This is a genomic window from Halobacillus hunanensis (assembly GCF_900166655.1).
Classification (GTDB): Bacteria; Bacillota; Bacilli; order Bacillales; family Halobacillaceae; genus Halobacillus_A; species Halobacillus_A hunanensis.
On record NZ_FVZB01000007.1, the window covers coordinates 855993 to 878450 of the forward strand.

Genomic DNA, 22458 nt, shown 5'->3' on the forward strand with positions numbered 1-22458 from the left:
TAGACAAGCCATGATGTAATCTTTCTAAGATCCTTTGATCTACATGAGGAGTGGAACACTGCAAAGAATGTGGATTAGAATTTCGCTAGTTTTAGTCCATATTAGTTGGTTTTCCGTCTAACTGCATCCTTGAAAACGTTTTTTTAGGGCTTTATCCTAATAAATTACTGTTAGTCTTACTATGTGAAGAGACGCCTAAATGGGAGGTCAAATCGATCTGACCACCAAAAAGACGGTGACCACATAATTGACCACGTATTACCTAAAAGGGTATGAAAATGGACGAAATTGCTTTAGGTATTGGAAGGGGATTTATTGGTATTTGTCAGTTATGAATGGGAACGTATGTTTGTGAAGTCGTGTGATTAAACGAGTGATGTAAAAGTATGAAAAACCCTTAAACTGGAAATTCCAGGTTTAAGGGTTTTTGTGTTTACTAATGGAGCTGTTACTTCTCATGGAAAATATCAGAAATAAAACTGGTCAACGTCTGGGCTTAGCTAGCAACAATTTATGTGAAAGCAGCCATAGTTTAAAAACCTTGTGGCTAAGGTGAAAAGTTCTAGAAGTTATTTCTCTCCTTTTCACACTTATAGGCGATCGTACATATTATTTGTCTAAAGAGGTGGTGAACGATGGAGGGAAAAAACGTGAATGTGGAACATGATCCTTTTGCGATAGAGCATGAAGAATGGAAAAAAAGACAAATAAGATCTAGGTTCAAACAATTACTTACAATTTCTTCGCCAATATTTATCTTAATTTTATGGGAGTTCTTATCTAGAACAGGGCTAGTTGATGCAAGGTTTTTCCCGCCGCCGACAGAAATAGTAGGAACGTTTGTGGCGATGGGAACTAGCGGGGAGTTATATAACCACATAGGTATCTCGTTATATAGAATATTTGCTGGGTTTCTGCTTGGGGTCATCCCTGGAGTAATCCTTGGCCTTTTAATGGGATTGTATTCTCCGCTGCGTCATTTCTTTTCGCCGCTTGTCATGGCGCTTATGCCGATCCCGACATTGGCCTTATTGCCCATAATTTTAATTATTTTCGGAGTTGGTGAAGTATCCAAAATTGTAACGATCGCAGGAAGTGTGTTTTTTCCGGTGGTCATCAATACAGTGGCAGGTGTCGTGAATATTGACCGGATTTATTTAGATGTAGCGAAAAACTATGGAGCTAATTCTAAAGATTTCTTCTTTAAAATTGCATTGCCAGGATCTCTTCCGGTCATGATCGAGGGAATTCAAATGGGGCAGGCTATCGCGTTGCTAACCATTGTAGCTGCTGAAATGATGGGCGCCAATTCTGGGATTGGATATTTGATTTGGACCTCATACAATGCTTTCTTATTGAAAGAAATGTATGTCGGCCTTGTACTCATTTCGTTCTTCGGATATCTATTCTCGCTTATATTAAGAGGGTTTCAAAGAAAGTTATTGCCATGGAGGTAACAGAGCGGAGAGGTGATGACATGGATCATAAACCGAAAATTGCGATTCAGGATCTGACGAAAGTGTTTTACAAGAAAGCCAGTAGTGTTACAGCTTTAGAAGAGATCACGATGGACATTGAAGATGGAGAGTTTGTTTGTTTAATTGGACCGAGCGGGTGTGGGAAAACGACATTGCTGCGAATTCTTGCTGGCCTGGAAAACCCAAGTACTGGTACATTTACCATTGACCAAGGGAAGGAAGACCGTCCGCTGCAATCTATGGTCTTTCAAGAACGAGGTGTAATTCCTTGGTTAACGGTGGAAGAGAATGTGGCTTTCGGTCTTAAAATGAGACATTTACCGAAACAGACAGTCAAAGAAAGGACCGCCTATTATTTAGCCAAAGTTGGACTTGGTAAGTTTGCGAAGCTGTATCCAAAAGAGTTATCTGGCGGGATGAAGCAGCGGGTCAGTATAGCACGAGCTTTTGCTAATGATCCGGAAATATTATTAATGGATGAACCTTTCGGCGCTCTCGATGAACAAAATAAATTTATTCTTCAAGAAGAATTATTAACGATATGGTCAGAAACGAAAAAGACAGTCCTTTTTATTACACATAGCATCGATGAGGCTTTATTGCTCAGTGACAGGATTCTATTAATGAGTTCTCAACCTGGGAGAATTATCGCTGAAAAGATTATTGATTTACCTCGTCCGAGAACGATGGAACAAGTTCGAGCCAATCAGACGATGGCAGATAACTTCGTTGAAATTTGGAATCACTTGCAAGACGAAGTGCAAGGTTCAAGAGTTTAAGTAGATAAGAGGAGAGATGGAACATGAAAAAGTTAACAATCCTTTATGTGCTTCCGTTGTTATTGTTTATTTTAGTTTTTAGTGGATGTTCTTCTGGACAGTCCGATCCATCTTCGGACCAAGGACACTCAGGGGATAAAGTTACGAATGAAGTAAATGAAAGCAATCCATCCGGTGACTTAGCTCCGCTTAAAGAGAAAGCAACTGTTGTCATCGCGGAAGATGGCTCAGCTTCTGGAGCGGGATTTTATATCGCCAACGAGAAAGGGTACTTTGAAGACTACAATATTGAAGTGGAATTTGTGCAATTCGCAAATAGTGATGATATGCTTCCTGCCCTGGCTGCCGGGGAAATTGATATTGCAGGGGGAGTTTCAACAGCATCATTTTTTAATGCGATTGCTCAAGGAATTGATGTAAAAATTATTGCTGATAAAGGGCACAATATTAAAGGAGATTCTTACTTTTCTTTTGTTATTCGCAACGACTTAAAGGATGAAATAGAGGAGTATTCCGATTTTAAGGGTAAGCGTATTGCCGTCTCTTCCCAAAATGCTGTAGATGATTATATATTTCATAGAATGTTAGAACATGCCGGTTTAACAGAAGAAGATGTCGAGTTTGTATTGATGTCAGACTTTGGTAATATGCTCGCTTCAATTGGCAGCGGCTCTGTTGATGCAGCGCTTCAAATTGAACCTCTTATTACTCAGGGGATTCAAGAGGGGATTCATACACGATTTGGTGATACAACTGACTATGCGCCAGAAGCACAAATCGCTATGGTACTAGGGGCACCTGATTTCATTAAAGAAGAAACAAATGTGTCACTGCGTTTTATGGCAGCGTATTTAAAAGGAGTTCGTGATTACAATGATGCCTTTATTAAAGGGGAAGGAACCGATGAAATCATTGAGATCATGACGGAATATACGGCGCTGAAAGATCCAAATCTATGGGGGGAAGTTGCGGTAACAGGATTAAATCCAAATGGTGAAATGTTTATAGAAGACATTAAGAAACAATATAAGATGTATAAAAATAATGGAGCGATTCGAGGAGAGATAGATTTCGAGAAAGCGATCGATACCTCTATAACTGAAAGGGCGGTTGAAAAGATCGGAAAGTATGAAAAATAAAAAAGGAAAAAAGCAGCTGGAATAGAAAACAATCCCAGCTGCTTTTTATATATGTTTACATAATGTTTTTCACGGAAATTAAGATGGATGTTTTTGTTGCAGCAGAAATCGGAAGTAATTTTCAATTTGATTAATTTCTTCAGTTTGAACAGTAAGCCATGCTTCTTTATCGAAAATGACAGGTTTATCATAGCCTTTGTCTTTTAAGAAGAGTTTGATCTCTCTCATTTCATCCTCTTTTTCGTCGCTTAACCCCAGAAGGTAGTCGGCGGTCGTCCTTAAGGCATAAGCAATTTTTGAGAGATCCTCAAGATCTGGCGAAGTATATTGACGTTCCCAGTTCGATACAACTTGTGCGGAAACGCCTACCTTTTCAGCAAGCATCGTTTGAGTCAGATGTCTCTCTTTTCTTAATGACCGAATGCGTTGATAAATCAAGTCAAACGCCTCCTTTCTGCTATTATAGCACATTAGTAACGAAAGTCGATACCTTAACTAACGAGATATTTTACAACAACTAACGGTTTACGTTACTATGATTAACGCAAACCGTTAGTTGTAATTTGGAAGACGCGTATAACGTGATTGTAGTATAATGGAAGCGGCAGGAAGGGGGGGTTGAATATGAAGGACAAGGTAGTAAGTATCGTTGGACCTACTGCGGTTGGCAAATCAAAATTGGGTATTGAAGTGGCTAAACGTTTTAATGGAGAAGTCATTAGCGGAGATTCGATGCAGATATACCGTGATATGAACATTGGGACAGCTAAGGTAACAGAGAAGGAAATGGAAGGTATTGTTCATCACATGATCGACATAAAGGATCCTGAGCAATCATTTTCTGTTGCAGAGTTTCAAAATCGAGTTCAATCACTTATCAAAGATATTGCTTCTCGGGGGAAATGCCCTGTACTAGTGGGCGGCACGGGGTTGTACATAGAAGCAACCTTACATAATTTTAACTTTTCTACTCAAGAGAAAGATGCACGTGTGCAAGAACGTCTTGAAAACCAACTTAAAGAGTGTGGGAAAGAACAAATGTACCAGCGTCTAGTAGGAATCGACCCTATCCAAGCAGAGAAAATTCACCCTAACAATGAGCGGCGGGTTTTAAGGGCACTTGAAGTTTATGAAACGACTGGAAAAACGATGAGTGAATATCAAGAACAGCAACAGGCGGCATCGCCTTTTCACCCTGTTGTTATCGGCCTTGAAATGGAGCGGGAGTTGTTATACGAACGTATTAACGACCGTGTCGACCAAATGATGGAGGAAGGCTTGCTTGAGGAGGTTCGAATGCTCTATGATCGTGGTTTGGAAAAGCATCAATCGATGAGTGCCATTGGTTATAAGGAGTTTATCCCGTACTTTAAGGGTGAGTGTACGCTGGAACGTGCTATAGAGCTTTTAAAACGCAATTCCAGGCGCTATGCTAAGCGGCAGTATACCTATTTCAAAAATAAACTGAGTGTTACCTGGTATGAGATACATCCGAATGGTTATAAGGATAAATTTGAAAAAATATTAAACGATTTAGCAGGAATGCTGAAGAAAAGCTAGAATGATACTAATATAGATAGAAAAGAGGAGGAAGATTCATGGCTCAATCCGTAAACATTCAGGATAATTATTTAAATCAATTAAGAAAAGAACGTATGCAAGTGACGGTTTTCTTACTTAACGGCTTCCAATTGCGAGGAATAGTGAAAGCTTTTGATAACTTTACGGTATTACTTGAAACGGATGGTAAACAACAATTAATTTTCAAGCATGCCATTTCCACTTTCGCACCAGTGAAAAATGTTGCGCTTGATAAGGAATAGAGGTCGATAACGAGCACAGTGTTGTGCTCGTTTTTCTGTGTAAAACCTTCTAGGCTTGCTTGCATTATAGTACTGGTCGTGTTTTTACTGGGCGAATGCACAGATTCTTCATACCTAGCGTATGATACAGGGAATGAGGAGGGATCGATGTGTATCCACAAGCTAAAGCGGCACGCCCAGGCGCGATTAACATCGTACTGAATGAAGCGAAAGGGAAGGCGGATGCCGTGCAAAGTCCTTCTGTGAAGGGAAAGCATATGGCTCCTTTTCGAAAAATTGATCACTACTTTAAGTCGATTATCGGCTTGCAAGAATTAAAGCACAGTGTAAAAGAAATCTACGCACAGGTACTGATTGCTCAGAAAAGAAAAGATATGGGCTTGAAATCGAATGGTCAGGTGCTGCACATGGTTTTTAAGGGGAATCCGGGAACAGGTAAAACCACGATTGCGCGAATGGTTGCAGCGCTGTTTCAGGAGATGGAGGTTTTGGAAAAAGGGCATTTTATAGAAGCTGACCGCAGTGATCTCGTGGGAGAATATATTGGTCATACAGCTCAAAAAACAAAAGATTTAATCAAAAAGTCTCTCGGAGGGGTGCTCTTTATAGATGAAGCCTACTCGCTCGCGCGTGGCGGGGATAAAGATTTTGGCAAAGAAGCGATTGATACGATTGTGAAGTGCATGGAAGATCATCATGATGAATTGGTGATTATTCTGGCAGGCTATCCGTATGAAATGGATAATTTCATGAGGATGAACCCGGGTCTTGCTTCGCGTTTTCCTATCCAGCTCGATTTCGATGATTATTCAGCAATGGAACTATCAGCCATTGCAGATCATATGGTTCAAGATAGAGATTACGTGCTTTCCCATCAAGCCAGCAAAAAACTGTATGAACATTTGGTGTCTGTTTGTTATCACTCAAAGCATAATTTTTCAAATGCGAGATATGTTAGAAATATCATAGAAGAGGCAATTCGTAAACACGCTTTCAGGGTAGCGAGTTATTCTACTCACGAAAGAGCGATCTTAACTACGCTTGAAGCGGAAGACTTTCAACTATTATCTGAGAAATCGAGCTATCACTAAGAGAATTGTGTATGCATCCACCTTCTCTGATATGATAGAACAAACATGCTTCATAAAGAAAAGGGTGAATCCAATAGGAATGAAAGAACAAATTATACTCGTAGCAAGAAAAGACCCTGCCCAACAAGAGGAACGGTTTACTTCTTCTCTGGAGGAATTGCGATCGTTAACAGAAACCGCCGGAGGAGAAGTTAAAAAAATCATGGTTCAGAAGCGAGAGCGAATTCACCCGGCTACTTACATTGGTGAAGGAAAGCTAGCTGAGATAAAAGAAGAAATCGACCGGAGTGAAGCGGATATTGATATCGTTGTTTTTAATGACGAGTTATCGCCTGGTCAACTCCGGAATATCTCTGATCGTTTGGAGAAGAGGGTCATTGACCGCAGTCAGCTAATTTTAGATATATTTGCACGCCGCGCACGAACCAAGGAAGGTAAGCTCCAAGTTGAACTTGCTCAGCTGCAATATTTACTGCCGAGACTTGCTGGGCAAGGTACGGAGCTTTCTAGACTTGGCGGCGGAATCGGGACGAGAGGGCCGGGTGAAACGAAGCTTGAGACAGATCGGCGTCACATTCAGCGTCGTATTGATGATATCAAACGCCGCCTTCAAACCGTTGTCAAACAACGGAACCAATATCGAAAAAGGCGCGAAGATAACTATGCCTTTCAAATAGCAATCGTTGGGTACACGAATGCCGGTAAATCTACATTTTTTAATAAAGTGACAGATAGTGACTCGTTTGAAGAGGACCTCTTGTTTGCTACACTCGATCCATTAACTCGGCAAGTCAGCCTGCCTTCGGGTTTTAAGGCGCTTATTTCTGATACAGTTGGTTTCATTCAAGACCTGCCAACGACATTAATTGCTGCTTTCCGTTCAACATTAGAAGAAGTGACGGAAGCGGATTTTATTATTCATATGGTGGACTCCTCTCATCCAGACCATTTAGAACAGGAAAAGACTGTCCATAGACTTTTAAAGGATTTGCAAGCAGACCACCTGCCATCCCTAACTGTTTATAATAAAAGAGATCTCCTGCAAGATGACTTCATCCCTGGTGCATTCCCGTCCTTGACGGTAAGTGTGCAAGACTCGATTGATATCAAACGAACCCTTGATAAAGTAGAGAGTGTTTTAAAAGAAGAATGGTATGAATATAACGTATTTATCCCTGCTTCAAAGGGAAAACAGCTTCAGCAATTTAAACAAGACAGTATTGTTGCCTCGGTTAAGTTTCATGAAGGTCAGGAAGGATATGCCTTGCACGGTTTTATCCGTCCGGATCATCCGCTGAAAAATAAGATTATAAATAGTTAGGAAGAGAATGATGAATGAACTTATGGAATTAGCAGAGCGTCAGGTTCGCTCGCAACACGAAGATGTACAAGCATTAGTAGAAAAAAATCAACGAAAAGTACTGGATGCTTTTCAAAAATTGAAAGTGTCGGATTCTCACTTCAACCCCACCACAGGTTATGGGTATGACGATTTCGGAAGAGATACTCTGGAGGAGCTATATGCTGAGATTTTTTCAGCGGAAGATGCTCTCGTCCGATCGCAAATAATCTCAGGGACACATGCGATTACCACGGCTCTTTTCGGTGTTTTGAGACCAGGAGATGAGCTCGTGTACATGACCGGAGAACCGTATGATACGTTAGAGGAAGTTATCGGAAGTAAAGAGGGGCGGGATAAAGGGTCATTGTCTGATTTCGGGATCGCTTATCAAGCGGTTCCTTTAAAGGATAACCGGGAAGTGGATCTGGACTTAGTTAAAGAAGCGGTTTCTGAACGTACTAAGGTTGTCGCCATTCAGCGCTCTAAAGGTTATGCGGATCGACCATCCTTCACAATAAGTGACATAAAAGAGATGATCCGTTATGTTCGATCGCTAAAAGACGAAGTTATTATATTTGTGGATAACTGCTATGGTGAATTTGTCGAGGAACAGGAACCTGTGGAAGTGGGGGCTGATCTTATAGCGGGCTCACTCATTAAAAATCCGGGCGGAGGTCTTGCGCGGATTGGTGGTTATATTGCTGGGAGAAAACAGCTAATTGAGTTGTGCAGTTATCGATTAACCGCCCCGGGTTTAGGTAAGGAAACAGGAGCCAGTTTAAATACATTACAAGAAATGTATCAGGGAATATTTTTAGCCCCTCACGTCGTTGGAGAGGCATTGAAGGGGGCTATTTTCACCTCTAAGTTCCTTGATTCGCTTGGATTTTCTACTTCACCACGATTTGATGAGCCGCGTACGGACCTTATCCAATCGGTTAATTTTGATAATGCTGAACAGATGGTTCAATTTTGCCAGGCTATTCAGGAAGCCTCGCCGATCAATTCTCATGTAACACCTCATCCAAGCCCGATGCCTGGATATGATAGTGATGTCATTATGGCGGCGGGGACATTCGTACAAGGAGCTAGTTTAGAACTAACTGCTGACGGTCCTCTCAGAGCTCCTTATACAGCCTTTGTTCAGGGCGGATTAACATATGCTCACGTTAAAATTGCTGTAAGCCGAGCTGCGGAAAAATTAATCCAATCAGGTTTTGCCGCACCCAAAACACCTTTAAAAAACTGAAGGCTATCGTCTTCAGTTTCTTTATACAACTTCATGTTAGCTTACCTAACATAACTTGACATGTTAATTGCGATAGTTATATAATATATGTAGAATTTCTTTTGGGGGTGGCAAATCGATGAGTGATCAAATTCGTCGTTCCATGCCGTTGTTCCCGATGGGGATTGTACAATCCTTAACTGATCTTTCTGCCCGGCAAGTCAGGTATTATGAACAGCATCAGTTAGTAAATCCAGTAAGATCAAACGGCAATCAGCGGCTTTTTTCATTTAATGATGTCGATCGTTTGCTTGAGATTAAGGACCTTATAGAAAAAGGTGTGAACATGGCTGGGATTAAACAGGTGCTTACACTTACCCATCAGCCGGAGAAGGAAACGTACAGTGGAGAAGAAGTGGAAGTTCGTAATGAACTCACTGATAAAGAACTTCGCCGTATGTTACAACAAGAACTTTTCACCGCGGGAAGGCAAGGCAAGGCTAGTATAAGGCAGGGAGAGTTATCTAGATTCTTCCACTAAAGACATAGGAGGAGACACATGGGATTAACAAGAGATGAAATTTTCAAGAAGATTGATGAGGAAAATGTAAAGTTTATCCGCTTACAATTTACGGATATGCTAGGTACGATTAAGAACGTGGAAATACCAGTAAGTCAAGTGGATAAAGCCCTTGAAGGTATGATGATGTTTGACGGGTCTTCCATTGAAGGTTTTGTTCGTATTGAAGAGTCAGATATGTACTTAGTTCCAGATCTTGATACATTCGTTGTATTCCCTTGGTCATCCGAAAAGGGAAAAGTTGCACGCTTCATTTGTGATATTTATAACCCTGATATGACACCATTTGAAGGTTGCCCGCGTTACAATTTAAAACGTAACCTGAAGAAGATGGAAGAGCTAGGATTCAACGCTTTTAACATTGGAACAGAGCCTGAATTTTTCCTATTTAAACTTGATGTTAACGGTGATCCTACCATGGAGCTGAACGATAAAGGCGGTTACTTTGATTTGGCGCCAACTGACTTAGGAGAAAATTGCCGCCGTGATATCGTGCTTGAGCTAGAGGAGATGGGCTTTGAAATCGAAGCTTCTCACCACGAAGTGGCTCCAGGTCAGCATGAGATCGATTTCAAATATTCTGATGCAATAAAGCATTGTGATGACATCCAGACCTTTAAATTAGCCGTTAAAACCATTGCCCGCCAGCACGGGTTGCACGCAACATTTATGCCTAAACCATTGTTCGGAGTGAACGGATCAGGGATGCACGCTAATATGTCATTATTTAATGAAAATGGCAATGCTTTCTTTGATGAGAACGGTAAGGAGCAGCTATCTGATGTAGCTTATCAATTTACAGCTGGTATTGTGAAGCATGCGACTAACTTCACAGCCGTAACCAATCCAACGATTAATTCTTATAAGCGTCTGGTTCCTGGTTATGAAGCTCCTTGTTATGTGGCATGGTCCGGTCAAAACCGTAGTCCTCTCGTTCGTGTTCCGACTTCACGCGGTTTGAGTACACGTATTGAAGTGCGCAGTGTTGACCCTGCAGCTAACCCGTATATGGCGATGGCCGTATTGCTTGCTGCTGGACTCGATGGAGTTGAGAACAAGCTGGAAGCTCCTGCTCCCGTTGATCGCAATATTTATGTGATGGACAAAAAAGAGCGTGAAGCACACGGCGTTAAAGATTTACCTGCTACCCTTTCTGACGCGCTTCTTGAGCTGCAGTCTGATGAGGTCATGGTAAAAGCTCTTGGTGAACATTTGTTTGAACATTTTATTGAAGCTAAAGAAATCGAATGGGATATGTTCCGTACGCAAGTTCACCCTTGGGAACGCGAACAATATTTGCAAACCTATTAATACTGATCCCCATGAAGCCGTGTGGCTCATGGGGCTTTTTATGTAGTTATTAAAAAATCCGGAAGCCATTGAGTGGCTCCCGGATTTTTTAATGGACTGTGCGATAAAGTCCGACTACTTTGCCTAGTATCGAAACATCATTTAGTATAATCGGTTCCATCGTTGCGTTCTCAGGCTGCAAGCGAATATGCGTTTTCTCTTTGAAAAATCGCTTAACGGTAGCTTCTTCCTCTTCTGTCATAGCTACAACGATGTCGCCATTTTCTGCTGTTTGCTGTTGACGAACAATGACCATATCTCCATTTAAAATACCCGCCTCAATCATACTATCTCCCTGAACAACAAGGACGAAAGTATTTTCATCAGCTCCTGCCAATGAGTCCGGAAGAGGCACATACTCTTCAATGTTTTCTATAGCAGTGATCGGTGAACCAGCTGTTACTGTACCAATAACCGGGGCATAAGAAGCTTCACCCCTTGGGATGTTCTGATCTTCTTCTAAGTCAATGACCTCTATGGCTCTCGGTTTCGTAGGGTCTCTCCTTAAATAACCTTTTTTCTCTAATCGCGAAAGGTGGCCATGCACGGTTGAGCTTGAAGCAAGGCCGACAGATTGTCCAATTTCTCTTACGGAAGGGGGATAGCCCTTCAATAAGACCTGTTCTTTAATAAAATCTAGTATAGCTTGCTGACGTTTTGAAAGTTTATTCATAGACTGCCACCTCGTACATAGGATTATAGTAACCACATTGTACCATGTGGTTGTGAAAAACACAAACAAGCGTTCGAAAATTCTTGACAGGAACGACTGTTCGTATATAATAAAAAGTAACAAACGCGAACAAACGTTTCTGGGAACGGTTGTTCTAATCGGGAGGATGAATCATATGTTTAACAAACTTTCAAAGCTCGATATTACGTATATTCTATTGTTTGCGGCAAGTTTAGCTTTTTTATATTTCTCTATGGTCACAAGTATATAAGTAAGTTATCCTTGATTTGATTCAACTAAGAGGTGAGACATCATGAAAGCAGTTCTTTATTGTCGAGTAAGTACTGAGAAGGAAGCGCAAGTTTCTTCCCTAAAAAGACAACGGAGTGAATTAATGCAGTTGGCTGAGCATCAATCCATAGAAATAGTAGATTGCATTGAAGAGCAAGCCAGCGGCTATGAAATCGAAAGAGAAGGTGTCTTCCGCTTGTTAGACCATTTTTCAGATGGACGAGCAGAGGCCCTTCTTATTCAAGACGAGACAAGGTTAGGTAGAGGGAACACAAAAATTGCGCTGTTTCATCAGCTGCAAAAGCTCGGAATTCGTATTTATTCACTTTCCCATGAAGGGGAGTTACAAATTTCTGAATCAGATTCGATGGTTTTACAGATTGTAGGGATCGTTGAAGAATATCAGCGAAAGATACATAATATGAAGATTAAGAGAGGAATGAGAAAGGCCGTCCGGGAAGGGTACGATCCTAGTCATAACTTATCGAATCAGCACTTGGCTCCAGGAAGAGAACGGCGTGTTTTTCCGATAGAAGAAGTGGTGCGATTAAGAAACAACAAGTTAACTTTTAAAGAAATAGCGGCAACGTTGCGAGGACTCGGCTATGATGTTTCCAAAGCAACCGTTCATCGCAGGTATCAGGAGTTCGTCTCCCTTGAAAAACAGCAAGAGGACAGGTAATATATGAATTAGAACAAGGGTCATTTGGCGCTTGTATTTTTCATGGCGAATACCAGGTAAGGGGGTATGGGCAAAATGTTATCTAATGAAAAGCTTAACAGAATTAATGAACTAGCCAATAAATCAAAACAGGAAGGCCTAAATAAGGCTGAAAAAGAGGAGCAGAAAAAGCTGCGTCAGGAATATTTAAAAAATGTTCGGAGCTCCTTTAAAAACCAGCTTAAGGGTATGACAGTTGTTGATCCAGAAGGCAATGATGTTACACCGGAAAAGGTTAAAAAGATGCAGCAAAACGAGAAAAAGCATTAACAAGGAATGCCGTACCGATTGAAGGGTGCGGTATTTTTGTTTATCTTAGAGAAACTGGGGGAAAATACTTGAGAAGTTTAAGATAATTTGTAGAAAAACGATAACAATGCTTGTCACTTGTTCATTTTCATTATAGGATTATACATGGTACATATACGGAATTTGAAAGGAGAATGTTTACATGGCAGCAAGCCTTGAACAGACATCTATTAATACAATACGTACACTTACGATTGACGCAGTTGAAAAAGCACAATCGGGGCATCCGGGAATGCCGATGGGTGCCGCTCCAATGGCATATACACTTTGGACTCAATATATGAACCATAATCCGAAGAATTCGGACTGGTTCAACCGGGATCGTTTCGTTTTATCAGCGGGACATGGATCTATGCTTCTTTACAGTCTGCTGCATCTATCTGGCTATAATGTCACGATTGAGGACATTAAATCGTTCCGTCAGTGGGATTCAAAAACCCCTGGTCATCCAGAAGTAGGCCATACTGATGGGGTAGAAGCCACCACTGGACCATTAGGTCAAGGAATTTCCATGGCCACGGGTATGGCGATGGCAGAAGCTCATCTGGCAGCTAAATATAATCGCGACAACTATAATGTTGTAGATCATTATACATTCTCCATTTGTGGCGATGGTGACTTGATGGAAGGCGTGTCTCAAGAGTCTGCTTCTTTAGCCGGGCATCTAGGGCTAGGGAAGTTAATCGTCCTTTATGATTCAAACGATATTTCCTTAGACGGCGACTTAGATCGTTCCTTTAGTGAAAGTGTTGAAAAACGTTATGAAGCATACGGCTGGCAAGTCATTCGTGTTGAAGATGGTACAGATACTGAAACCATTGCTCAAGCAATTGAGCAGGCCAAACAAAATACAGAGCAGCCCACCATGATTGAGGTTAAAACAGTGATCGGGTACGGCTCCCCTAATAAATCGGGTAAATCTGCTGCTCACGGTGCACCACTGGGAGAAGAAGAAATTACAGCCGCGAAACAGCATTACAACTGGGAGCACGAATCATTTCATGTACCGGATGAAGTTTATAATGACTTCAAATCAAAAGTACAGGAAAATGGTGAAGAAAAAGAAGCGCAGTGGAATGACCTTATGAAACAATACAAGGAAGCATACCCTGAGCTTGGCAGGGAACTTGAGCAAGCCATCAATGGCGACCTTCCGGATAATTGGCAGGATAGTCTCCCATCGTTTACGGCTGGCGAAGATAGCCCGGCAACTCGTGCAGCTTCCGGAAAAGTTATCAACGCATTATCTAAAACAGTGCCTTACTTTTTTGGAGGAAGTGCTGATCTAGCCGGTTCTAACAAAACAACAGTAGAAGGAGAAGAAGATTTCTCCCGCAACGATTATTCAGGCCGTAATGTTTGGTTTGGCGTCCGCGAATTTGCTATGGCTTGTGCGTTAAACGGCATGGCTCTTCATGGCGGTTTAAAGGTTTATGCTGGAACATTCTTTGTCTTTAGCGACTACTTGCGTCCTGCATTGCGCTTATCTGCTATCATGAATTTACCTGTAAACTATGTATTCACTCATGACTCAGTAGCTGTTGGAGAAGACGGCCCAACTCATGAACCTGTTGAACAGCTTGCTTCCTTAAGAGCAATCCCGAACCTATCACTGCTTCGTCCGGCAGATGGGAATGAGACAAGTGCTGCTTGGAGAGTTGCTCTTGAGTCAAATACGACACCTACAGCTCTAGTGCTGACACGTCAAGGATTGCCAACACTTGAAGGTACGAAAGAGAATGCCTATGAGGGCGTGAAGCGCGGAGCGTATATCCTTAGCGATTCTGATAAGGAAACGCCTGATGGTATCTTGCTTGCTTCAGGGTCTGAAGTACAACTGGCAGTGAAGGCTCAATCAGAACTCAAGACAAAAGGGTATGACGTAAGAGTTGTGAGTATCCCATCATTTGATCGCTTTAGGTCGCAAAACCAAGAATATCAAGAAAAGGTTTTACCAAATGCTGTTAGAAATCGTCTTGCTATTGAAATGGGAGCATCATTTGGCTGGGAGCGCTATGTAGGTCTTGATGGAGCTGTCATCGGAATTGATACATTCGGTGCATCAGCACCAGGAGACGAAGTCATTAAGAATTATGGCTTTACAGTAGAAAATGTCGTCAAACATGCTGAAAGTTTAATGAACAAGTAAATACAACAGCGGACTACTGCATGCTAGTATGCGGTAGTCCCCTTTTAAGTTTTTATAATTCTGACAAAAATCGTAGATCAAGTAAGCCATAATGTGACAAATTATTCGCTCTATGCTCTGTATAATCGTGAGCAAGGAGTGATAGAGCTATGCATTTTGTCATTTATGCGATTAAACAAGAAGTGTGTGAACACTATTATTATAAAGTAGAATTAATTAAGCGATTTTTTGAAGAATGCTTACATGCCCCTCATTCAGGGTTGCTCCAAAAGCAATTAGATTATATAACGGAAGATTTTTCGTTCAAGCAATGGTTTGCGGATCGCTCTAATGGCTTGCGCAACACACCATTCTCTATTAATGCGAATGGGGAATTATTCAAACACGGGCAGAATTATGATATCATTATCAAAAAGAATAGCAGTTGTCTATTACAGTGTGACAGTCTCTGGCAAGCAGAACGAGTGTTATTTCAACCATTAAGGATGTGCGACCAGTCGTTTTTTATTGTAGAAGAAAGTGGAGAGCATTACGGGTGGATTTCCCCTCTTTCAAGTCAGCGTTTGTTATCGTAAAATGTTCTATTGTATTACTGTGAGCATTTTACTATACTGTTATGGGAGACCAAACGAAGGAGGAAGACGAAGAGATGACTTTAGGCATAGTTTGGGTTATTATCATTGCCGTCTTGGCCCTCGTAGGTGGAGTAGCCTTGGGCTTTTTCATCGCGAGAAAATATATGATGAACTATTTAAAGAAGAACCCGCCAATTAATGAACAAATGTTGCGTACGATGATGATGCAGATGGGACAGAAGCCATCACAGAAGAAGATCAATCAAATGATGCGGGCTATGAACAATCAGCAGAACAAATAACAAGTAGAGACCTTCTCTTTCATACCATATGAAGAGAAGGTTTTTTGTGGATGGCTGAGTTTGTGAAGAGGATATGGGCATACTTCATGATATGTTCACATCTGATTCATCGTTTTTTAAATGCTGATTTGATACAATTAGGTTCGAGTCTATAATGGGGGGCCGTGTTATGACAGATGTGAATATTTTGTTAGCTTTTGGAGCGGGCTTTCTTTCTTTTATATCACCATGTGTTTTACCTTTGTATCCTGTTTTTCTTTCCTACATAACTGGAATGAGCGTAAGTGAGTTAAAAGAAGATAATGGTATGCTAAAGAAAAGAAGTATGGTTCATACCATTCTATTCTTGCTCGGCTTTACTACGATTTTTCTGATCTTAGGTTTTTCTGGGTCGTTATTTTCTCAATTTTTCATCCAAAACGAAGCCATCATCAGAAGGTTGGGAGCTATTCTAGTGATTTTCTTTGGTTTTGTGATTATCGGGGTATTTAATTTTAAATTCCTCATGCAGGATCATAAGATCACTTTTAAAAACCGGCCTGCCGGCTATATAGGTTCTTTTATTATTGGACTTACTTTCTCGTTAGGCTGGACGCCTTGCATGGGACCGATCTTAGCTGCTGTACTGGGACTGGCTTCAAACAGTCCAGAGTTATTTCTCGTTATGATGGTTTCCTATTCCTTAGGTTTTTCTATTCCTTTTTTCGTTCTATCCTTCTTTGTTGGAAAATTAGACTGGATTAAACGACACAGCGGTAAAATTATGAAAATTGGTGGATATATTATGATTTTGATGGGAATTGCTTTGTATTTTGATTGGATGGCGAAGCTGACTTCTTATCTTGCTGGTTTATTTGGGTTCCAAGGCTTGTAAATCGTAGCATTTCAATGGATTTTATATTATGATGAAGATATTGAAACTGTATAAGGAGTTTATTTATGATTAGGACGAATGATTTAATTTTAAGAACAACTACCTCTCTTATTGCGTTCATCCTGTTCGGGTTCTCAGCTTATTTATTTTTTGCGGGACACAACGCGCCAGGAGGAGGTTTCATCGGCGGATTGATGGCTGCTGCAGCACTAGTCTTGATGTACATGGCATATGGGCTTAAAGCAATGGAGAAGGTAATTCGTGTTAACTTTCGGTATATGATCTTTACTGGATTATTAATTGCTGTTGCTACAGGGGTCGGATCATTTATATTTGGAGAACCTTTTTTAAGTCACACGTTTGCCTATTTTCAGCTGCCTGTTCTAGGCCGGACAGAGCTTGCTACAGCCCTGTTATTTGATTTAGGTGTGTATTTGACGGTAATCGGGATTTCCATGACAATTATTTTGGCTGTGGCAGAGGACCGGGAATAACTTTCGCTAAAGAGAATCTAAATTGCAGGGATTTTGCCGGCTCTTTAGTGAAGAGTACTCCATGTTTATTGAGCAAAATTGATCAGGAATAGGAAGAAAGAGTGAAAACTTTATGTTTTGGATAATTTCAAGCACAGTAGTAGCCGCATGTATGGCCACGGTCATGATTTTTGTTCGTCTACGGGCATCTAAAAAGCCTGCCAGCGTAAAGAAAATCATTTTACCGCCGCTTTTTATGAGTACAGGGGCCTTCATGTTTTTCTTTCCAGTCTTTCGCGTAGAGTGGGGGCAAGTTGCAGAGGCTGTTTTAGTAGGTGTGATCTTTTCGGTTTTTCTGATCCGCACCTCAAAATTTGAAGTAAGGGAAGATAACATCTATTTAAAGCCTTCAAAAGCATTTGTAGTTATTTTATTTGGGTTACTGATTTTACGTATCATCCTTAAGTTAATTATAGGTCAGACTATAGCTTTTGGGGAAATGAGCGGTATGTTTTTTCTGCTTGCTTTTGGAATGATCGTTACATGGCGTCTGGCTATGTTAAGACAATACTTACAGTTAGAGAAAACGTTATAAGCAGCAAATGTGAAAGCCTCCTAGGAGGTTTTCTTCTTTTAGACTAAGCGAAATTAAAAAAGATCGTACCGTGTTTAGCGGTCCGATCTTTTTTATCGTTCAAACAAAGGTTGATAGGGGGTAATATCGATATCTTTTTCTTTTAGCTTCTTGATGAGAAATTTGTGATCCCGTTTAGGAGTCGCGAGAATATAGCCTTCTATGATTACATCCTGCGTAATTTTAGAGCATCTCTTTTCCAGGGCCACCTGCCCAATTCTGCCCGCAATCTTCTGTTTGGCTATATCACGGAAGAGCTCGGGCACAGGACTCACAAGTTCTTCAAGCAAGGCTTTTTGCTCGGTGTTCCACATGTGAATGGTTTGTTCAATATAATGTTCTTCCCAGTCGATCGTCGACTTACCATCTTCTTTCGGCATCCGTTTAAGGAATTTACGGAACATAAAAAAGCCGCCAATTCCCATGAGAACAACCATGATGACAATCCACCCGATAATAAATAGGGCAAAGCCACCTGACATACAATCACCTGTTTCGTTTTTTATGCTTATTCTTTCTACTACTCTAATTATAAAAGCATTGTCAAAGAAAGACAAGCAGTGATCTTGTGAGAAAACTTTCGCTATACTAATAATGGCGTCTAAATATTTTACATATTAATCGTTTTCATTTAAAATAGATGGTGCCTATTTGTGAACTTTCGCGAAAAAAGGAAGCAAATGTACAAATTTGGGGAATGGGGATGCTGATATACAGCTCACCATTTAATTTTGATGAGGGGGTAAAAGGAATATGGCTAACAGCGCATTTAATGCTCGCAAACAATTCGACTTAAATGGCAAAACGTACAACTACTACGACTTAAAAGCCTTAGAAGATGCGGGACATGGCAAGATTTCCCGTCTGCCTTTCTCCATTCGTATTCTGCTTGAGTCTCTGCTCCGTCAACATGATGGACGTGTGATTCAGGATAGTCACGTGGAGAGTCTAGCAAACTGGGGAACTAGTAAAGCAAAAGGGGAAGATGTTCCATTTAAACCTTCCCGTGTTATTTTACAGGACTTCACAGGGGTTCCGGCTGTTGTTGACCTTGCTTCACTTCGTAAGGCAATGGTTGATATGGGAGGAAGCCCAGATGAAATCAACCCAGAAGTACCGGTGGATCTAGTTATTGACCACTCTGTACAAGTTGATAAATATGGTACGGCTGATTCATTGAACATTAATATGGAATTAGAATTCGAACGAAATCAGGAGCGTTATGAGTTCCTTCACTGGGCTCAGAAGGCATTTAATAACTACCGTGCTGTTCCGCCTGCAACTGGAATCGTTCACCAAGTAAACTTAGAATACATTGCAAATGTCGTTCATGCGAAAGAGAACGATGAAGGCACTGTTGATACTTATCCAGATACACTTGTCGGTACAGACTCCCATACAACTATGATCAATGGTCTTGGTGTCCTAGGATGGGGTGTTGGTGGTATTGAAGCAGAAGCAGGAATGCTTGGCCAGCCATCTTACTTCCCTGCACCAGAAGTTATTGGAGTGAAGCTGAACGGCAGCTTCCCACAAGGTACTACTGCAACAGACTTAGCGCTCAAAGTTACACAGAAGCTGAGAGAACAGAATGTTGTTGGTAAATTCGTTGAATTCTTCGGACCTGGCTTGCAGGAAATGCCGCTTGCTGATCGTGCGACGATTTCAAACATGGCACCAGAATATGGGGCTACTTGTGGTTTCTTTCCAGTAGATGGCGAATCTCTAGAATATATGCGTTTGACAGGCCGCAGTGAAGAACAGATTGAGCTTGTTGAAAAGTATTGTAAAGAAAACAACCTCTGGTATGATCCATCTCAGGAAGATCCAGAATTTACATCGCTAGTGGAAATTGAATTAAGTGAGCTTGAACCTAACCTATCAGGTCCTAAGCGTCCGCAAGATTTAATCCCGCTTTCTCAAATGAAGGAATCATTTAACAAAGCAATTACTGGCCCAGCAGGTAACCATGGCTTTGGTCTAGATGAGTCTGAATTTGATAAAGAAGCTGAAGTGAAATTCGAAAACGGCAAGAAAGCTGTAATGAAGACAGGAGCACTGGCTATTGCAGCGATTACATCTTGTACAAACACTTCAAACCCGCACGTTATGCTAGGTGCTGGCTTAGTAGCTAAAAAGGCAACTGAAAAAGGTCTTGAAGTGCCTGAATATGTGAAAACTTCACTAGCACCAGGTTCTAAAGTTGTTACGCGCTACCTTGAAGATTCAGGGTTAATGCCTTACTTAAACCAATTAGGGTTTAACCTTGTAGGGTACGGTTGTACGACATGTATCGGTAACTCTGGTCCATTGCTTCCTGAAATTGAAAAGGCGATTGCCGATAGTGATCTGACGGCATCATCCGTTCTTTCAGGAAACCGTAACTTTGAAGGACGTATCCACCCGCTAGTCAAAGCAAACTATTTGGCTTCTCCGCCGCTAGTTGTTGCTTATGCCCTTGCCGGTACGGTTGATATCGATCTCAAGAAAGAAGCGCTAGGTACGGATAAAGATGGCGAACCTGTGTACTTTGATGATATCTGGCCTACACAAGAGGAGATCAAAGCTGAAATTTCTCGTGCAGTAACACCTGAAATTTTCCGTAAAGAGTATGAAAATGTCTTTAACTCTAACGAGAAGTGGAATGAAATCGATACAACAGACGAACCGCTTTACGACTGGGACGGAGAATCTACTTATATCCAGAACCCGCCTTTCTTTGAAGGGTTGTCCCGTGACCCAGAAACGGTTAAACCCCTTTCTGGTATGCGTGTAGTGGGTAAATTCGGCGATTCTGTTACAACCGACCATATTTCTCCAGCTGGTGCAATTCCAAAAGATATGCCTGCAGGAGAGTATTTACAGGAAAAGGATGTCTCACCGCGAAACTTTAACTCCTACGGTTCTCGTCGAGGTAACCATGAAGTAATGATGCGCGGAACATTTGCGAACATCCGTATTCGTAACCAATTAGCTCCTGGTACCGAAGGCGGGTTCACTACGTACTGGCCGACAGAAGAAGTAATGCCGATTTACACTGCAGCAATGAAATATAAAGAGGATCAAACACCTCTTGCTGTGATTGCTGGCGATGATTACGGCATGGGGAGCTCCCGTGACTGGGCCGCTAAAGGAACAGATCTTCTTGGCATTAAAACGGTTATAGCCCAAAGCTTTGAACGCATTCACCGTTCTAACCTTGTCATGATGGGCGTACTGCCATTGCAGTTTAAAGATGGAGATACGATCGATTCACTAGGATTAACAGGTCGCGAATCCATCGATGTTCAGATTGACGAATCTGTTAAGCCGCACGACTTAGTGAAAGTAACGGCTACGGATGAAGAGGGTAACAAGAAAGAATTTGAAGTTATTGCCCGTTTCGATAGTGAAGTAGAAGTAGATTACTATCGTCATGGCGGAATTCTTCAAATGGTACTACGAAATAAATTAAGCTAAATAGCTTCTAAAAAGGTCCGCTCGTACTTGAGCGGATCTTTTTTATGAAATATTTTCAAACAATAAGCATCAAAGCTTTACAAAGCACTGATATGGTTTATATTGTTATGTATGAGAAATCACTTTACCGACTGTATTATTATAATTTAGCCTATAACTATTTTGTTTCAATAGGCATGTCTGCTAATTCGCTATGATATGTATAAGTAGAAGCGTCCTTTCTATATATGATCAATACTTAAAGGATGGGTGATGAATGGGAAAACAAATCGGTGCGGGACTCTTTTTAATTGTATTACTAGGTGTGGTAGTTTTTAATATATTTACAGAAGAAGACAGGGATCCTGCTGCAGATGAGACTGCTGAGTATAATGTTTCAGGTGATCCTTCACAGGAAGGGACGGCCATCACGCCGCCGAACGCCCCTGACGGCCTTGAAGTGGGCGAAAAAGCTCCTGATTTCACGTTAAAGACGCTCGATGGAGAAACGTTGAGTTTATCTGATTTACGCGGCCAAAAAGTTATGTTGAACTTTTGGGCCACATGGTGTCCTCCATGCCGTGAAGAAATGCCAAGAATGGAAAAGTTCCATCAACAATATGGTGACGAAATTAAGATTGTTGCTGTAAATGCCACCGGATCTGAGAGCAGTATAAATAAAGTAGAAAAATATATCCAGGAAGGAGGCTACACTTTTTCAGTTGTCTTGGATAAAGAACTAAGTGTGAATAACGATTATCAAGCTATTGCCCTTCCGACTACGTACTTTATTGGAACAGATGGTGTTATTCAGCAGCCGCGTAAAGTAGGTCCGATGAGTTATGACTACATGGTAGAAATGATGAATACATTAAAATAGGAATATTTTGTTTAAATTATGGGAATCCTTTGTTCTTAAAGGAGAGATTCTCATGAGAAGAAAACACAAATTATCCTATAGCGAACAAGTTCAGGAAAATATTCGTTTAATTAAAGAAGACGAAAAGTTATTGGACCAAATCGAAGAAAGAATTGAACAGCGTCACCATAAACGTATAAAGCAGATCCCTTCATAATAGAGGGATCTGCTTTTTCTTATGAGTGTAATGGTCCTGGGCAAGTTAATCTACATTAAAGAACGGCTATGTTAAAATGAAGAACAGTGACAAATGGGATAAGGGAGCGTTATCTACTCGTTACCTTCTACTT

Annotated in this window: 24 protein-coding genes; 21 read left to right on the forward strand and 3 right to left on the reverse strand. The window is 41.1% G+C overall.

Going from position 1 to position 22458, the window contains the following annotated elements; genetic code table 11:
• Positions 1 to 635: 635 nt before the first annotated feature.
• The 3 genes from B5354_RS16980 to B5354_RS16990 are packed head-to-tail and all read left to right on the forward strand — an operon-like array spanning position 636 to position 3396.
• Complete coding sequence (locus B5354_RS16980) at positions 636 to 1457, forward strand: ABC transporter permease (RefSeq protein ID WP_079529983.1); 822 nt, start codon at positions 636 to 638, stop codon at positions 1455 to 1457.
• A 20-nt stretch (positions 1458 to 1477) separates the two neighbouring features.
• Complete coding sequence (locus B5354_RS16985) at positions 1478 to 2257, forward strand: ABC transporter ATP-binding protein (RefSeq protein ID WP_079530622.1); 780 nt, start codon at positions 1478 to 1480, stop codon at positions 2255 to 2257.
• 23 nt (positions 2258 to 2280) lie between these two features.
• Positions 2281 to 3396 carry an ABC transporter substrate-binding protein gene (locus tag B5354_RS16990; protein WP_079529984.1) on the forward strand — a complete coding sequence of 372 codons (1116 nt, stop codon included), beginning with the start codon at positions 2281 to 2283 and terminating at the stop codon, positions 3394 to 3396.
• A gap of 78 nt (positions 3397 to 3474) precedes the next feature.
• Here the strand turns inward: B5354_RS16990 and B5354_RS16995 are convergent, their stop codons facing one another.
• The gene (locus B5354_RS16995; protein WP_079529985.1) at positions 3475 to 3834 is read right to left on the reverse strand and encodes a helix-turn-helix domain-containing protein; all 360 of its coding nucleotides are present in this window, start codon (positions 3832 to 3834) and stop codon (positions 3475 to 3477) included.
• Positions 3835 to 4020: 186 nt separating this feature from the next.
• On the opposite strand from B5354_RS16995, the gene miaA reads away from it, so the two are divergent.
• The 7 genes from miaA (at position 4021) to glnA (ending at position 10771) form a co-directional block, all read left to right on the forward strand.
• Positions 4021 to 4956, forward strand: a complete 936-nt coding sequence (gene miaA / locus B5354_RS17000; RefSeq protein WP_079529986.1) for a tRNA (adenosine(37)-N6)-dimethylallyltransferase MiaA — start codon at positions 4021 to 4023, stop codon at positions 4954 to 4956.
• A gap of 38 nt (positions 4957 to 4994) precedes the next feature.
• Positions 4995 to 5219: an RNA chaperone Hfq gene (gene hfq, locus B5354_RS17005; protein WP_079529987.1), complete on the forward strand. Its 225-nt coding sequence runs from the start codon at positions 4995 to 4997 to the stop codon at positions 5217 to 5219.
• 149 nt (positions 5220 to 5368) lie between these two features.
• A complete protein-coding gene (locus B5354_RS17010; RefSeq protein ID WP_245804813.1) occupies positions 5369 to 6310 on the forward strand; it encodes an AAA family ATPase in 942 nt (313 codons plus the stop codon).
• 79 nt (positions 6311 to 6389) lie between these two features.
• Entirely contained in the window at positions 6390 to 7631 is a 1242-nt protein-coding gene (gene hflX / locus B5354_RS17015) for a GTPase HflX (RefSeq protein WP_079529988.1), read from the forward strand.
• A gap of 7 nt (positions 7632 to 7638) precedes the next feature.
• On the forward strand, positions 7639 to 8901 hold the full coding sequence (locus B5354_RS17020) for a methionine gamma-lyase family protein (protein WP_425432144.1): 1263 nt from the start codon (positions 7639 to 7641) through the stop codon (positions 8899 to 8901).
• Between the two features lie 118 nt (positions 8902 to 9019).
• Positions 9020 to 9421: a MerR family transcriptional regulator gene (locus tag B5354_RS17025; protein ID WP_079529990.1), complete on the forward strand. Its 402-nt coding sequence runs from the start codon at positions 9020 to 9022 to the stop codon at positions 9419 to 9421.
• 18 nt (positions 9422 to 9439) lie between these two features.
• Entirely contained in the window at positions 9440 to 10771 is a 1332-nt protein-coding gene (gene glnA / locus B5354_RS17030; protein ID WP_079529991.1) for a type I glutamate--ammonia ligase, read from the forward strand.
• Positions 10772 to 10859: 88 nt separating this feature from the next.
• Here glnA and lexA read toward each other — a convergent pair whose 3' ends face one another.
• Positions 10860 to 11483, reverse strand: a complete 624-nt coding sequence (gene lexA, locus B5354_RS17035) for a transcriptional repressor LexA (RefSeq protein ID WP_079529992.1) — start codon at positions 11481 to 11483, stop codon at positions 10860 to 10862.
• A 313-nt stretch (positions 11484 to 11796) separates the two neighbouring features.
• Here lexA and B5354_RS17040 point away from each other — a divergent pair, with 313 nt between their 5' ends.
• The 8 genes from B5354_RS17040 (at position 11797) to B5354_RS17075 (ending at position 17772) form a co-directional block, all read left to right on the forward strand.
• Complete coding sequence (locus B5354_RS17040; RefSeq protein WP_079529993.1) at positions 11797 to 12456, forward strand: YneB family resolvase-like protein; 660 nt, start codon at positions 11797 to 11799, stop codon at positions 12454 to 12456.
• A 75-nt stretch (positions 12457 to 12531) separates the two neighbouring features.
• Positions 12532 to 12765 carry a DUF896 domain-containing protein gene (locus tag B5354_RS17045; protein WP_079529994.1) on the forward strand — a complete coding sequence of 78 codons (234 nt, stop codon included), beginning with the start codon at positions 12532 to 12534 and terminating at the stop codon, positions 12763 to 12765.
• 181 nt (positions 12766 to 12946) lie between these two features.
• Positions 12947 to 14953 carry a transketolase gene (gene tkt / locus B5354_RS17050; RefSeq protein ID WP_079529995.1) on the forward strand — a complete coding sequence of 669 codons (2007 nt, stop codon included), beginning with the start codon at positions 12947 to 12949 and terminating at the stop codon, positions 14951 to 14953.
• Between the two features lie 149 nt (positions 14954 to 15102).
• Positions 15103 to 15528 carry a sporulation inhibitor of replication protein SirA gene (gene sirA, locus B5354_RS17055; protein WP_079529996.1) on the forward strand — a complete coding sequence of 142 codons (426 nt, stop codon included), beginning with the start codon at positions 15103 to 15105 and terminating at the stop codon, positions 15526 to 15528.
• A gap of 74 nt (positions 15529 to 15602) precedes the next feature.
• Positions 15603 to 15830 carry a YneF family protein gene (locus B5354_RS17060; protein WP_079529997.1) on the forward strand — a complete coding sequence of 76 codons (228 nt, stop codon included), beginning with the start codon at positions 15603 to 15605 and terminating at the stop codon, positions 15828 to 15830.
• A gap of 169 nt (positions 15831 to 15999) precedes the next feature.
• Positions 16000 to 16704, forward strand: a complete 705-nt coding sequence (locus B5354_RS17065) for a cytochrome c biogenesis CcdA family protein (protein WP_079529998.1) — start codon at positions 16000 to 16002, stop codon at positions 16702 to 16704.
• Between the two features lie 65 nt (positions 16705 to 16769).
• Positions 16770 to 17198, forward strand: a complete 429-nt coding sequence (locus tag B5354_RS17070; protein WP_079529999.1) for a Na(+)/H(+) antiporter subunit B — start codon at positions 16770 to 16772, stop codon at positions 17196 to 17198.
• A 112-nt stretch (positions 17199 to 17310) separates the two neighbouring features.
• Positions 17311 to 17772, forward strand: a complete 462-nt coding sequence (locus B5354_RS17075; protein ID WP_079530000.1) for a CcdC family protein — start codon at positions 17311 to 17313, stop codon at positions 17770 to 17772.
• A gap of 92 nt (positions 17773 to 17864) precedes the next feature.
• On the opposite strand, the gene B5354_RS17080 is transcribed toward B5354_RS17075, so the two are convergent.
• Entirely contained in the window at positions 17865 to 18293 is a 429-nt protein-coding gene (locus B5354_RS17080; protein ID WP_079530001.1) for a DUF2621 domain-containing protein, read from the reverse strand.
• A gap of 271 nt (positions 18294 to 18564) precedes the next feature.
• Between B5354_RS17080 and acnA the strand changes: the two genes are divergently transcribed.
• From acnA to B5354_RS20310, 3 genes are all read left to right on the forward strand, one after another.
• Positions 18565 to 21270: an aconitate hydratase AcnA gene (acnA, locus tag B5354_RS17085; RefSeq protein ID WP_079530002.1), complete on the forward strand. Its 2706-nt coding sequence runs from the start codon at positions 18565 to 18567 to the stop codon at positions 21268 to 21270.
• Between the two features lie 256 nt (positions 21271 to 21526).
• A complete protein-coding gene (locus B5354_RS17090; protein WP_079530003.1) occupies positions 21527 to 22129 on the forward strand; it encodes a TlpA family protein disulfide reductase in 603 nt (200 codons plus the stop codon).
• A 52-nt stretch (positions 22130 to 22181) separates the two neighbouring features.
• Positions 22182 to 22325: an FbpB family small basic protein gene (locus B5354_RS20310; protein ID WP_139377161.1), complete on the forward strand. Its 144-nt coding sequence runs from the start codon at positions 22182 to 22184 to the stop codon at positions 22323 to 22325.
• Positions 22326 to 22458: the final 133 nt, after the last annotated feature.